We start from the raw sequence: 13609 nt of genomic DNA on the forward strand, positions 1-13609 counted from the left end.
ATCACGCGCCGAGCCCGAAAATCAACGACCGATGCGCGCCTACCCCGGCTGCCACTCCCGACGCCGATGCGAACGTCGCATTCGTCATCAGGCTCGACGCGTCGCCGGCCGCGAACACGCCGGGCACGCTCGTCTGCTTCCACGTATCGACGCGAATCGCCTGCCCGAGCGGCCCTTCGTCGAACGCGCAGCCGAGCTGTTGCGCGAGATCGCTCGCCAGCGCCGTTCGCGCACCGATGAACAACGCATCGACCGGAACGACTTGCCCGTCCGCGAGCCGCAACGCGTCGATGCGCGGCGCATCGCCGAGGATGGCGACGACGGGCGACCGTTCGATGCGCACGCCACGCGCATCGAGCAACGCGGCTTCCGCTTCGTTCGCTTCGACGACGCCCTGCGTGAACCACGTCGTCGGCCCCCAGTCCGGAATCAGGATCGCCTGATGCACGGACAGCGGATGCGTCGCCAGCACGCCGAGTTGCCGACCGGCCACCTCGTAGCCATGGCAATACGGACAATGCAGCACGCTGACGCCCCAGCGTTCCGCAAGCCCCGGCAACGCGGGCAGTTCGTCGCGAATGCCGGTTGCGAGGATCAGCCGGTCGGCGCTCGCGCGGCTGCCGTCGGCGAGCGTCACGTGAAAGCGGCCGCTCGCGTCGCGCTCGGCGGCGCGCGCTTCGCCCGCGATCCGCTGCACGGTCGGATAGGCCGCCAGTTGCGCGGCGGCGTGCGCGACGATCTCCGCAGGCGGCTTGCCGTCCTGCCCGAAAAAACCGTGCGCATGTTCGGCGAAGCGATTGCGCGGCCGTCCCGCGTCGATCACGAGCACGCGGCGTCGCGCCCGCGCCAGCTGCATCGCGGCCGACAGCCCGGCGAAGCTGCCGCCGACCACGATCACGTCATGATGGATCTGCATGTGTCCACTCCTTGCCTGATTCCTGGGTTCATACGAGCGAAAGACGTGCTTCGATGGCGGCCAACTCATGAAACACGAGAAGTTGCATGATAGGTCGGTGATATCATTCATGCAACTTCAGAAGTTTCGAGAGTGGGAGCCGCCCGTCCGTGAGAACCGATAGCCGTTTGTCGCGCATGCTGCATGCGCTGATCCACATGGACCAGGCCGATGGCCCGCTGACGTCGGACGCGATCGCGACGATGCTGTGCACGAACCCGGTCGTCGTGCGACGCCTGCTCGGCGGGCTGCGCGATTGCGGCTACGTGCAGTCGGAGAAAGGCCATGGCGGCGGCTGGGCGCTCAGCGTCGCGCTCGACGACATCACGCTGCTCGACGTTTATCGCGCGGTGGGCGAGCCGCCGGTGTTCTCCGACCTGGTGACCGAGGACACGCCCGAATGCCTCGTCGAACAGGCGGTCAACGCGCATCTGTCGGCGGCGCTGAAGGAGGCCGAGACGGCGCTGCTCGCGCGCTTCGGCGAAGTCACGCTCGGCATGCTGTCGCGCGAATTCGAAGCGAAGGCCGCGCGCCGTCGCAAGCCGCGCTGATGCGCCGCAACATCGCCTTCGGCCCGCGATAGCGTGTAGTCCGACGCAATCCGGCGCGGCGCGAAACGCAGGCGCCGCCGCGATCTGTCCCCCAACTTCTGCCCGGTTTGCCCGCCACAGGGCAAAATACGGGTTTTCCGCACCCGCGAGGGTGCGTCCGAATCACGCGCCGGGCGGCGGCGGTGCGCAATCGCACGCCGCCGCCGGGCGCCCAGGCAAGATGCTCGCCGTGTCGCGAGCCCACAGGAGTCCAGACCCCATGCCCGAATCGAACCTGTCCTTCTTCGGCCGGCTATCGCTGGCCGTCGGCACATTCTTCTCCGTGATCGGCAACCGCGAATTCGCGGCCGGCGTGCTGCGCGTGCGCGACGGCGCCCCGGCGCCGGTTGCTCCGGCCCCGGTTGCGCCGGCTCCCGCCGCGGCCCCGGCGCCTGCGCCCGTGAAGGCGCCGGCGCCCGAGCTGCGCGAAGCGAGCCCGCAAGCGGCCCTGCAACTGCTCGGCCTGCTGCAGCGCGACGCCCGCTTCATCGACTTCGTCGAGGAAGACATCGCCGGCTACGGCGACGCCGACATCGGCGCCGCCGCCCGCCTCGTGCACGACGGCTGCCGCGCCGCGCTGCGCGAACACTTCACGATCGTGCCGGTGCGCGACGAAGCCGAAGGTAGCCGCGTGACGCTGCCGGCCGGCTTCGACGCGACGGCCGTGCGCGTGACGGGCAACGTGGTCGGCGCAGCACCCTTCACGGGCACGGTCAGCCATCGCGGCTGGCGTGTGGCCGACGTGCGCCTGCCGAAGCTGACGGGCAGCCACGACGCAGCGGTCATCGCACCGGCGGAGGTGGAACTGTGAGCGATCCGCGCTATTCGATCGGTATCGACCTCGGGACGACCCACTGCGCGCTGTCGTACGTCGACAGCGCCGCGAGCGACGGCGAAAAGATCACGCAGCAGGTGCTGCCGATCGCGCAACTGACCGCGCCCGGCGCGCTGGAGTCGCGCGACCTGCTGCCGTCGTTCCTCTATCTTCCGCATGAAAGCGAGCTGACGCAGGGCGACCTGACGCTGCCGTGGACGGCCTCGCGCGGCTTCGCGGTCGGCGAGATGGCGCGCACCCGCGGCGCGGGCACGCCGATCCGCCTCGTGTCGAGCGCGAAAAGCTGGCTGGGCCACGCGGGCGTCGACCGCCGCGCGGCGATTCTGCCGAGCGATGCGCCGCCCGAAGTGTCGCGCGTGTCGCCGCTGGAAAGCTCGATCCGCTACCTGACGCACCTGCGCGAAGCGTGGGACCACACGCATCCCGATGCGCCGTTCGCCGATCAGGACGTGACGGTCACGATCCCCGCATCGTTCGACCCGGCCGCGCGCGAACTGACGGCGGAAGCCGCCCGTGCCGCCGGCTACTCGCGGATGACGCTGCTCGAGGAGCCGCAAGCGGCGCTCTACAGCTGGATCCAGAAGAGCGAAGGCGGCTGGCGCAAGCAGGTGCAGGTCGGCGATCTGATCCTGTGCGTCGATGTCGGCGGCGGCACGACCGACCTGTCGCTGATCGCGGTGGTCGAGCGCGACGGCAATCTCGAACTGCATCGCGTGGCGGTCGGCGAGCACATCCTGCTCGGCGGCGACAACATGGATCTCGCGCTCGCGCACGTGGTCGCGCGCAAGCTCGCGCAGCAGGGCACGCAGGCCGACCCGTGGCAACTGCGCGCACTGACCTACGCATGCCGTGCGGCGAAGGAAACGCTGCTGTCCGATCCGACCGCCGACGCGGTGCCGCTCGTCGTGCCGAGCCGCGGCTCGAAGCTGATCGGCGGCTCGATCCGCACGGAACTGACGCGCGCGGAACTCACGCAGACGATCCTCGAAGGCTTCTTCCCGCAAGTCGACGCGGCGGCGCGCCCGGTGAGCCGCGCGCGTGTCGGCCTCACGCAGCTCGGCCTGCCGTATGCGCAGGACGCGGGCATCACGCGCCATCTCGCGGCGTTCCTCGGCCGTCAGGTCGCGGCGCTGGACGCGCTCGAAGGCGTGCAGCGCACGCTGCCGCAAGGCGCGACCTTCCTGCACCCGACCGCGGTGCTGTTCAACGGCGGTGTGTTCAAGTCGACGCTGCTCACGCAGCGCGTGCTCGATACGCTCAACAGCTGGCTCGCCGCCGAAGGTGCGCCGCCCGCGCGCCTGCTCGAAGGCGCGGATCTCGATCTCGCGGTCGCGCGCGGCGCGGCCTACTACGGCTTCGTGAAGCGCGGCCGTGGCGTGCGCATTCGCGGCGGCACGGCGCGGGCGTACTACGTCGCGATCGAATCTGCGATGCCGGCGGTGCCGGGGCTCGAGCCGCCGGTGCAGGCGCTGTGCGTCGCGCCGTTCGGGATGGAGGAAGGCTCGGATGCGGCGTTGCCGCCGCAGGAGTTCGGCCTCGTCGTCGGCGAACCGGTGCAGTTCCGCTTCTTCGGCTCGTCGGTGCGACGCCAGGATCAGGTCGGCACGCTGCTCGACTACTGGTCGCCGGAGGAACTGCAGGAGCTCGAGGAAATCCAGGCGACGCTGCCCGCCGAAGGGCGCACGGTCGGCGAGGTCGTGCCGGTGAAGCTGCATGCGCGCGTGACCGAAGCCGGCACGCTCGAACTCGAGGCGATCCCGAGCGGCACGGACGAGCGCTGGAAGGTCGAGTTCGACGTGCGCGGCGCCGCCTGAGCACGATGAAGCGCTATACGGTCGGCATCGACCTCGGCACGAGCAACACGGTCGTCGCATACGTCGAGGCCGGCTCCGACGCGATCCGCGTGTTCGACGTCGAGCAGTTGGTCGGCCCCGGCGCGGTGGCGGCGCAGCCGCTGCTGCCGTCGGTACGTTATCACCCGGCGGCGGGCGAACTGCCGCCGGACGCGCTGCGCCTGCCGTGGGCGGCCGATCCGAAGGCCGGCACGAAGGCGGGCGCCGCCGAGGCGCCGCCGGCCGTGATCGGCCGCTATGCGCGCACGCTCGGCGCGCAGGTGCCGGGCCGGCTCGTGACCAGCGCGAAGAGCTGGTTGTCGCACGCATCGGTCGACCGGCTCGCGGCGATTCTGCCGTGGGGTGCGGCCGACGGCGTCGACAAGGTGTCGCCGGTCGATGCGAGCGCGAGCTATCTCGCGCACGTGCGTGCCGCCTGGGACGCACGCTTTCCCGATGCGCCGCTCGCGAAGCAGGACGTGATCCTCACGGTGCCTGCGTCGTTCGACGACGGCGCGCGTGCGTTGACGGTCGAGGCCGCCAGGCGCGCGAAACTGCCGGCGCTGCGGCTTCTGGAAGAGCCGCAGGCCGCGTTCTACGACTGGTTGTACGGCCAGCGCGCAACGTTGCGCGACACGTTCGCCGCGGCGCGGCGCGTGCTGATCTGCGACGTCGGCGGCGGTACGACCGACCTCACGCTCGTCGACGTCGCGCCGGGCGACGATGGCGCGCCGACTTTCACGCGCGTCGGCGTCGGCAATCACCTGATGCTCGGCGGCGACAACATGGACCTCGCGCTCGCGCGCCTGGTCGAGACGCGGCTGACCGAGCCCGGCGCGCGGCTGTCGGCCGCGAGCCTGTCGCAGCTCGTCGAACGCTGCCGCGCGGCGAAGGAGCGGTTGCTCGGCGACGACGCGCCCGCGTCCGTCACCGTGACGCTGCTCGGCGCGGGCAGCAAGCTTGTCGGCGGTGCGCGCTCGGCCGAGCTCACGCGGCAGGAAGTCGAGCAGATCGTCGTCGACGGTTTCTTTCCGCAGGTCGAGGCCGGCGAGCTGCCGCGCCGCGCGCGGGCCGCGATCGTCGAATTCGGCTTGCCGTATGCGAGCGATGCGGCCGTCACGCGGCACGTCGCCGCGTTCCTGAACCGTCATGCGGAAGGCCCGCTGCCCGACACGCTGCTGCTCAACGGCGGCGTGTTCCGCGCGGGCGCGCTCGCCGGCCGTCTCGCGCAGACGCTCGGCGCGTGGCGCGGCGCGCCGCTCGACGTGCTGCACAACGCGCATCCGGACGTCGCGGTCGCCCGCGGCGCGGTGGCCTACGGGCTCGCGCGGGCAGGGCACGCGCCGCGCATCGGCGGCGGCTCGGCGCGCAGCTATTTCCTGGTTCTCGACGATGGCGCCGGCGACACGGCCGCGCGCGGCGTCTGCCTGCTGCCGCGCGGTTCGGAAGAAGGCCGCGAGATCCGGCTCGAGGATCGCACGTTCGCGCTGCAGCTCGGGCAGCCGGTGCGTTTCCACCTCGTGTCGACGGTCGCCGATACCGTGTACCAGCCCGGCGATCTCGTTGACCTGGACGGCGGCGATTTCGTGCGGCTGCCGCCGATCGCGACGGTCGTCGACCGCCAGGCCGGCAGCGACGCGCGCGAAACGCCGGTGAAACTCACCGCGTCGCTGACCGAGGTCGGCACGCTTGAAATGCACTGCATCGCGACCGACGATGCGTCACGCCGCTGGCGGCTCGAATTCCAGTTGCGCGGCGATGCGCCCGCGCAGGGCGACGACGCCGCGCTCGCGCGCCATCCGCGTGTCGACCACGCGATCGAGTTGATCGATCGTTCGTTCGGCGGCAAGGCCGCGGACGTTACGCCGAAGGACACGCGACGGTTGCGCGCGCAACTTGAGCAGGTGCTCGGCCCGCGCGACGAGTGGGACGTCGCGCTCGCGCGCGAACTGTTCGACGCATTGCTCGCGCGTGCGCGTCGGCGCCGGCGTTCGGCCGATCACGAACGCGCGTGGCTGAATCTCGCCGGCTATTGCCTGCGTCCGGGTTTCGGTCATCCGCTCGACGCGTGGCGCATCGAGCAGCTCTGGCCGCTGTTCGACGACGGGATCCAGTACGTGAACGACGCGCAGGTGTGGTCCGAATGGTGGACGCTGTGGCGGCGCGCGGCCGGTGGCCTCGACGACGATGCGCAGACGCAGGTGCGCGATGCGATCGCGTTCCTCGAACCGTCCGACGACAAGCGCCGCAAGCTGCCGTTCGATCCGGCGAAGGTCGGCCCCGCCGACATGACGCGCTTGTCGGCGTCGCTCGAACGGCTGCCGGTCGAGCGCAAGGTGGAACTGGCCGAGCGGTTGATCGGGCAATTGCAGAAGCCGGCCGAGCGCACGCTGTGCGCATGGGCGCTCGGGCGGATCGGTGCGCGCCGGCCGTTCTACGGCAGCGCGCACAGTGTCGTGCCGGCCGACGTGGCGAACCGCTGGCTCGACGCGCTGTTCGCGCTCGACTGGAAACAGGTCGAACCCGCGGCGTTCGCGGCGGCGCAAATCGCGCGCATGACCGGCGACCGCGAACGCGATTTGCCGGACGATACGCGTGAAGCGGTGATCAGGCGTTTGTCGGCGGCCAATGCATCGGCGACGTGGATCGACATGGTGCGCGAAGCGATCGCGTTCGACGAAGCCGACACGGCGCGCGTGTTCGGCGAAACGCTGCCGGCCGGGCTGAAGCTGTTGGCCGGTTGAATGAAGAACGGATGCATTGATCCCGTTCGGCGATCGATGCATCCGGTTGTGTCGGACAGTCCGCTGCAATGGCGGACCGGTGTTCTCTCAGGCGGCCGCTACCGCTTCGCGCGGCTGCGCCACCGATTCGCTTTCCTTCACGTCATGCAGCGACGTGCGCCGCGCGAGATGAATGCCCGCGAGCATGCAGCGCACCGAGCCGCCGGCCAGCTCGATCGTCGGCACGTCGAGCGGCAGCAGCCGCGCCGAGCGCTCGATCGTCGCGCGTTGCTCGCCGGTCAGGCAGTCGAATGCGCGCCGCGACAGCGCGAGCACGCGCCCGTCCTTGCCCGACAGTTCCAGCGTATTGCCCGCGAAATTCGCGATTTGCGCGTAGTCGAGCGCGATCACCGTGCGGCCCGTTTCGGTCAGGCGTTGGGCGATTTCGTCGCGGCGTCGGCGATCGGCGATCAGGTCGAGGCCCACCATCGCGAACTCGGTCGCGACGCTCATCATCACGTTCGTGTGATAGATCGGCCGCCCGTTCGCGTCGGCCGTGTCGAAGCAGATCGGCTCGAAGTTGAAGTTCGTGCAGAAGCGTTCGAGCGCGACCGGATCGGCGCGGCGCGAGCGCGCGGTGTAGGCGATGCGTGCGACGTGATCGAGCACCATCGCGCCGGTGCCTTCGAGAAACACGTCGTCGTATTCGAGCCCCGAGTAGTCGATCACGTCCTGCACGCGGTAGTCGGCCTTCAGCATTTCGATCACGTCGGCGCGCCGCTCGCGGCGACGGTTCGGGCTGGCCATCGGAAACAGCGCGACGTGCCCGCCCGGATGCGTGGAGAACCAGTTGTTCGGGAACACGGAGTCGGGCGTGTCGCGCTCGCCGTGGTCGTCGAACACGTGCACGCGCACGCCGGCGTCGGCGAGCGTTTGCGCGGCGGCCGTGACTTCGTCGCGCGCGGCGTCGGATACCGACGTCGTGTCGCGTGCGCCGCCGGCGGCCGTGCGCTGGAACGCGTTGTCGGCGGCGGTCTGCGGGTTCGGCAGGAAGCGGTGCGGCCGGATCATCACGACGGCGGCCGGCGCCTGGATCGATACGAGATTCATGAACGGTAGTGGCAAGAGGCGAGAGGCGAGAGGCGAGAAACGGGGCGGCGCGCACGCCGCCCGTGACGGTCAGCGCGCGAAGGCGGCGACGGCTTCGGCGACGAACGTCGCGTGACCCTGGGCGATCGCGTCCGGATCGTCGATCAGCGCGAACAGGTTCTTCGGATCGACGGCCGGCGGAATCAGCGCGATCTCGATGCCGGCGTTGTGCTGCTGCGCGAGCGCGTACAGGTAGCGCAGCGCCGAATAGTCTTCGAGCGCGAAGCCGACCGAGTCGAACACGGTGACTTCGTCGGCGCGTTCGCGGCCGCTCGTCTCGCCTTGCAGCACGCGCCACAGTTCGGTGACGGGGAAGTCGGCCGGCATCTGCTGGATCTCGCCCTCGATGCGCGACTGCGGCTCGAATTCGACGAACACGCGGCCCGCGTGCAGCACGCCCGCGTCGAGTTCGGTCTTGCCAGGGCAATCGCCGCCGACCGCGTTCAGGTGCATGCCGGGCTCGATCATGTCGGCCGTGACGATCGTCGCGTAGGCCTTGTCGGCGGTGACGGTCGTGACGATGTCGGCGCCGCGCACGGCATCGGCGGTCGATGCGGCGCGCACGACGCGCAGGGCCGGATACGCGGCGAGGTTCTTCACGAGCTTGTCGGTGGCGAGCGGATCGACGTCGAACACGCGGATCTCTTCGATGCCGAGCAGCGTGTGGAACGCGATCGCCTGGAATTCGCTTTGCGCGCCGTTGCCGATCAGCGCCATCGTGCGCGAGTCGGGGCGGGCGAGCGCCTGCGCGGCGAGCACGGAGGTGGCGGCGGTGCGCAGCGCGGTGGTCAGCGTGAGTTCGGCGAGCAGCAGCGGGTAGCCGGTGTCGACTTCGGCGAGTGCGCCGAACGCCATCACGGTGTGCATGCCGCGCGCGGCGTTCACGGGGTGGCCGTTCACGTACTTGAATGCGAACAGCGAGTCGTTCGCGACGGGCATCAGTTCGATCACGCCATTACGCGAATGGCAGGCCACGCGCGGCGACTTGTCGAAGTCGGCCCAGTGCAGGTAATCGGCGCGCAGCGTGTCGACGAGTTCGCGCAGGAACGGCGTGACGCCGGTTTGGGCGATCAGTCGGGCGGTGGCGGGAACGTCGAGGAAGCGGGTCATCGGTTTGTCTCCATTTTTTGCCGGATCGGATGTCCGGCGTTCTGGTCGACCGGGGCGGGCGCTGCGGCCCGGGCCCCGGCTCCATGAAAAGCGGCGTCGCGGCGGGTTCTGCCGGTCGATAGAGTCATTATTTCCGGGAGTCGAGCCAACAAAAAGACGGCAAAAGTGGCAGATTTATCGCTAGACTTGTCAAATTGCTTGCCATATCCGGCAGTTTGCTCAATTCATGCTGGTCGGAATGCGCAATGTCCGGCACGCTTGCGGCCGGTTCACGCTCAACAGGAAGGTTCGTTCATGATTACGCTCGACGACGTCGACCGGCAGCTCATCGCGCTGCTGCGCGATAACGCGCGGCTGCCGGTCGTCGCGCTGGCGAAGGAACTGCGCGTCGCGCGCGCGACCGTGCAGAACCGGCTGACGCGGCTGGAGAAGAACGGCGTGATCGTCGGCTATACGGTGCGACTCAAGCCGGCGGCCGAGCGGCACCGGATCCGCGCGCTGATGTCGATCGCGGTGCAGGGCAATCGCGGCGCGGAAGTGGTGAAGGTGCTGCGCGGGCATCCGAACGTCGCGTCGATCCACAGCACGAACGGGCGCTGGGATCTGGTCGCCGAGCTGCACGCCGATTCGCTCGAGCATTTCGATCGCGTGCTCGGCGCGATCCGGCTGATCGACGGGATCGCGAATACTGAGACGAGTATTTTGTTGTCGACGCACAAGGCGTGACGCGGCGGCCGCGGCCCGGCGTTTCCGGCGATGCCGGCCAGTGGCGCCCGCGGGCGCATGGCCGGGCCGATCGTATCGGGCAGCGTCGGACGCCGTGTTCGGCCGTGGCCGCGAGCCGGTTGCGGCAGCGCTTCGACTCAGGCTCGGACAACGCAGCGCCGCCACCGCCGCCGCTTCATGCGAGAAACGACGCGGCCATGTCTTTATCGCCGTGCCCCGCGTCGGCGGCTCGCTGAAAGCGCGCAAGGCTCGCATTCGCGATGTCCGCCTGCATGCCCGCGTCCCGGGCGGCCTGCGCGATCAGCGTTGCATCCTTCACCGCGTTGACGATCGTGAACGCGGGACGGAAGTCGTCGTTCAGGATCAGCGCACCCTTCGCCTGGACGTACGCGTTGTCCATCGGGCCGCCCGACACGACGTCGATCACGTGGCGCGGGTCCGCGCCGAGCGAACCGGCCAGCTTCAGGCTCTCGGCTACCGCGTGCGTCAGCGCGAACGCGTAGTGATTGAGCGCGAGCTTCAGCCGGCTGCTGGCGCCCGTCGACCCGTCGTCGGCGACCCAGACCGTGCGCCGGCCGATCGCGTCGAACACCGGTTGTACCTGGGCGCGCGCCGACGCCGGGCCGGATGCGAGCACCACGAGCTGGGCCTGCTCGGCCGGCTGCCGCGATCCCTGCACGGGCGCATCGTAGAACACGAGCCCGTGTGCCTGCGCAAACGCGGCGAGCGACGCGATGCCGCGCACGCCGACCGTGCTGATCTGCACCCACGGCGTGCCGCGCGCGAGTGCCGGCGCGGCGGCCTGCATCGCCTGCAACACGCTGTCGGCGTCGTTCAGCACGGTGACGACGACGTGTGCGCCGTCGACGGCGCCGGCCGGTGTATCGAAGGCTGCGACGCCGTCGATGGCGAGCGCGTCGGCCTTCGCGCGCGTGCGGTTCCACGCGCGGACGACGAAGCCCTTGCGGGCGAGGTTGCGGGCGATGGGCGTGCCCATCACGCCGACGCCGAGGACGGCGACCTGCGTGCGATTTTGCTGCGTCGTGGACGTGCTCATGAGGTTGCTCCTGTCGAACCTGTGGATGAATCGGAAGCGGAATCGGAAGCGGAAGAGGCGTCCGGGCGCATGGACGCGAGCGCGAGGATCAGGGCCAGCGCGGCGAGCGCGACGCCGACCCAGACCGACGACACGAAGCCGAGCCCGGCATTGATCGCCACGCCGCCGAGCCAGGGGCCGACGGTGTTGCCGACGTTGAAGGCCGACGTGTTGGCCGTCGTCGCGAGCGTCGGCGCATGCGGCGCTTCCGCGATCGCGCGGGCCTGCAGCGCGGGATTGATCGAGAACGCCGCCACGCCGAACGCGGCCAGCGCGGCGATCGCGCCGATCGGGCTGTGCGCCAGGATGCCGAACGCGGCCATCGTGACGGTCAGGGCCGCGAGGCCCGCGCAGAGGATGCCGCGCGGATGGCGATCGGTATAGCGGCCGCCGACGAGGGTGCCCGCGAAACAGCCGATCCCGAACAGTGCCTGCAAGGCCGGCACGCTCGCGCGGGAGAAGCCGCCGACCTCGGTGAAGATCGGCGAGAAGTAGCTGTACGCGGCGAACAGCCCGGCCTGGCTCAGCGCCGAGATGCCGAGCGCGAGCCACAACCGTGGCCGCCGGAACGACGCGAATTCGCGCGCGACGCCGTGATAGGGCGGTCGCGCCTGGGCGGGCACGACCCACGCGGTCGCCGCGAGGCTCAGCAGAGCCAGCACCGTGACGGCCCAGAAGCTCGCGCGCCAGCCGTACTGCTCGCCGATCAGCGTGCCGAACGGTGCGCCCGCGATGTTGGCGATCGTCAGGCCGCCGAACATGACCGCGAGCGCACGGCCTTTCGCGCCGGGGCCGGCGAGATCGATCGCGAGCAGCGAGCCGATCCCGAAGAACGCGCCCTGCGCAAACGCCGCGACGACACGCGAGATCATCAGCAATGCATAGCTCGTCGCGACCGCGCCGAGCGCCTGGCCGACCACGAACACGCCGAGCAGCACGAGCAGCGCCGTCTTGCGGCGCACGCGCAGAAACGCGAGCGTCATCGCCGGGCCGCCAACCACTACGCCGGCTGCATAACCGGAGATCAGCAGGCCGGCCGTCGGGATCGACGTGCCGAATTCATGCGCGAGCAGCGGCAGCAGCCCCGACACCATCACTTCGGTGGTGCCGATGCAGAACACGGTGAGGCCGAGCACGAAGACCGCGAACGGCAGCCGTGCCGCGGGGCGTGAAACGGAAGAAAGCGAGGCATCCATCGGGTTTCCTTTTTTGTGGAACGATCATTCCATAACAGGGCAAAATTTTTTGCTCAGCCGAGCGCGCGCAGTGTCCGGTCCACGATGGCGACCAGCCGCTTCCGGTCCTTGCCGACCGACGTTTTCGCGAGCACACGCAGCCCCTGCATCGCGTTGAACACGAACCATGCGAGATCCTCGGGGTGGCCGGCGGCGTCGATTTCGCCGGTTGCCTGCCCGCGCTCGATGGCCTCCTGGATGCCCGCGCGCATGATCCGGAAGTTCTCGCGCACCAGTTCCGCCACATGTGTGTCGCGGCTCGCGCGCTCGATCGCCGTATTCGTCGCGAGGCAGCCGCGTTTCCCGGCTGCTTTCAGATCGTCGTCGATCACGCCGACCAGCAGCGTGCGCAAGCGGTCCAGCACGGGGCCCGGCCCGCGCAGCAGGTCGACGTTCTCATGCGAGCGCCGGTTGTAGCGCAGCATGGCCTGCTCGAACAGGCCGTCCTTGTTCGTGTACGCCGCATACAGGCTGCCGCGGCCGAGGCCGGTGGCCTGCACGAGATCCTGTGCGGACGTCGCCTCGTAGCCGTAGCGCCAGAAGGTGTCCATCACGGCGTCGAGCACGGCGTCTTCGTCGAATTCCCTGGGGCGCGCCATCACATTTTCCGAGTTGTTGAATGACCATACCATAATCGGTAGGCACGCGGCCGTCAAGCGGGATGGCGGCGCCGGAAACACCGGTTCGCCCGGTGTCAGCATCAGCCGGTTCGCCCACGCGAAGATCGCGATGGCGTGCGACAGGTCGAGCATGTCCTCATGTGTCAGACCTTCGGCTTCGAGCGCGGCGATGTGGCTTGCGTCTACCGCGTCGGGCCGTTCGGTCAGCGCGGTCGTGCGCGGTGAAATGTGGAGTAGATTAGCGTTCTGTCGCGATCGACGCCACGGAGACTACCGCGCCATGTTGACCTATTCCACGCAGAAAGTCGGCTACGACTACAACCAGCTGGATCCCGAGGGCGCGACGGACTACGCGTCGTTCACCCAGGCCTTCGATGCATTCCCGTGGGTCGCGCAGCATACCGAATGGAACGTATTGCAGGACGGCCCGTTGCCCGCGCTCGTGCTGCAGCATGCCGGCGATCAGCGTGAATTGTGGATCAGCGCGCTGAGCGACGCGCATGCGGACGGCTTCCAGTTGAATGCCGTTTCCATGCGGATGAAGAAGGGGCTGTTCGGCATGGGCAAGGCGAAGCTGGAGCAGTACGTCGAAACGATCGACGTCAGGAAACGCGTCGACGTCGACACGTTGTGCCGCCTCTTTTGCGACCGCCACTATGACGAGCTGGACCGGCTGGTGGCACGACATGCGGAGCGCAACGCCGACGCTCGCGACAGCGGCAACTGAACGCCTGTCGC

General features: G+C 69.4%; 12 protein-coding genes. 6 read left to right on the plus strand and 6 right to left on the minus strand.

What is annotated here, in order from left to right; all coding sequences use genetic code 11:
* Position 1: 1 nt before the first annotated feature.
* Positions 2-916, minus strand: a complete 915-nt coding sequence (locus BX604_RS32065; RefSeq protein WP_098554802.1) for an NAD(P)/FAD-dependent oxidoreductase — start codon at positions 914-916, stop codon at positions 2-4.
* Positions 917-1065: 149 nt separating this feature from the next.
* Here BX604_RS32065 and BX604_RS32070 point away from each other — a divergent pair, with 149 nt between their 5' ends.
* The 4 genes from BX604_RS32070 to BX604_RS32085 all read left to right on the plus strand — a co-directional run bounded on the left by BX604_RS32070 (position 1066) and on the right by BX604_RS32085 (position 6956).
* On the plus strand, positions 1066-1506 hold the full coding sequence (locus tag BX604_RS32070) for an RrF2 family transcriptional regulator (protein WP_098554803.1): 441 nt from the start codon (positions 1066-1068) through the stop codon (positions 1504-1506).
* 259 nt (positions 1507-1765) lie between these two features.
* Positions 1766-2356, plus strand: coding sequence for a DUF2760 domain-containing protein (locus BX604_RS32075; protein ID WP_098554804.1), 591 nt, complete (start codon positions 1766-1768; stop codon positions 2354-2356).
* Positions 2353-4194, plus strand: a complete 1842-nt coding sequence (locus tag BX604_RS32080; RefSeq protein WP_098554805.1) for an Hsp70 family protein — start codon at positions 2353-2355, stop codon at positions 4192-4194. The genes BX604_RS32075 and BX604_RS32080 overlap by 4 nt, the downstream gene beginning before the upstream one ends.
* A 5-nt stretch (positions 4195-4199) precedes the next feature.
* Complete coding sequence (locus tag BX604_RS32085) at positions 4200-6956, plus strand: Hsp70 family protein (protein WP_098554806.1); 2757 nt, start codon at positions 4200-4202, stop codon at positions 6954-6956.
* 87 nt (positions 6957-7043) lie between these two features.
* On the opposite strand, the gene ctlX is transcribed toward BX604_RS32085, so the two are convergent.
* The gene (gene ctlX, locus BX604_RS32090; RefSeq protein WP_098554807.1) at positions 7044-8045 is read right to left on the minus strand and encodes a citrulline utilization hydrolase CtlX; all 1002 of its coding nucleotides are present in this window, start codon (positions 8043-8045) and stop codon (positions 7044-7046) included.
* Positions 8046-8114: 69 nt separating this feature from the next.
* Positions 8115-9194: an ornithine cyclodeaminase gene (locus tag BX604_RS32095; protein ID WP_098554808.1), complete on the minus strand. Its 1080-nt coding sequence runs from the start codon at positions 9192-9194 to the stop codon at positions 8115-8117.
* Between the two features lie 294 nt (positions 9195-9488).
* Here BX604_RS32095 and BX604_RS32100 point away from each other — a divergent pair, with 294 nt between their 5' ends.
* Positions 9489-9920 carry an Lrp/AsnC family transcriptional regulator gene (locus BX604_RS32100; RefSeq protein WP_006479718.1) on the plus strand — a complete coding sequence of 144 codons (432 nt, stop codon included), beginning with the start codon at positions 9489-9491 and terminating at the stop codon, positions 9918-9920.
* 175 nt (positions 9921-10095) lie between these two features.
* On the opposite strand, the gene BX604_RS32105 is transcribed toward BX604_RS32100, so the two are convergent.
* Genes BX604_RS32105 through BX604_RS32115 form a run of 3 tightly spaced genes read right to left on the minus strand, consistent with a single transcriptional unit; the run spans position 10096 to position 12850 of the window.
* Positions 10096-10977, minus strand: coding sequence for an NAD(P)-dependent oxidoreductase (locus BX604_RS32105; RefSeq protein ID WP_098554809.1), 882 nt, complete (start codon positions 10975-10977; stop codon positions 10096-10098).
* Positions 10974-12212, minus strand: a complete 1239-nt coding sequence (locus BX604_RS32110) for an MFS transporter (protein WP_098554810.1) — start codon at positions 12210-12212, stop codon at positions 10974-10976. The genes BX604_RS32105 and BX604_RS32110 overlap by 4 nt, the downstream gene beginning before the upstream one ends.
* A 53-nt stretch (positions 12213-12265) precedes the next feature.
* Positions 12266-12850 (minus strand): TetR/AcrR family transcriptional regulator, encoded by a 585-nt coding sequence (locus tag BX604_RS32115; protein ID WP_179894931.1) that lies wholly within the window; start codon positions 12848-12850, stop codon positions 12266-12268.
* A 301-nt stretch (positions 12851-13151) separates the two neighbouring features.
* On the opposite strand from BX604_RS32115, the gene BX604_RS32120 reads away from it, so the two are divergent.
* Positions 13152-13598, plus strand: a complete 447-nt coding sequence (locus tag BX604_RS32120) for a hypothetical protein (protein ID WP_098554812.1) — start codon at positions 13152-13154, stop codon at positions 13596-13598.
* Positions 13599-13609 lie beyond the last annotated feature (11 nt).

It is taken from the genome of Burkholderia sp. JKS000303 (genome assembly GCF_002563755.1).
GTDB classification, from domain to species: domain Bacteria; phylum Pseudomonadota; class Gammaproteobacteria; order Burkholderiales; family Burkholderiaceae; genus Burkholderia; species Burkholderia anthina_B.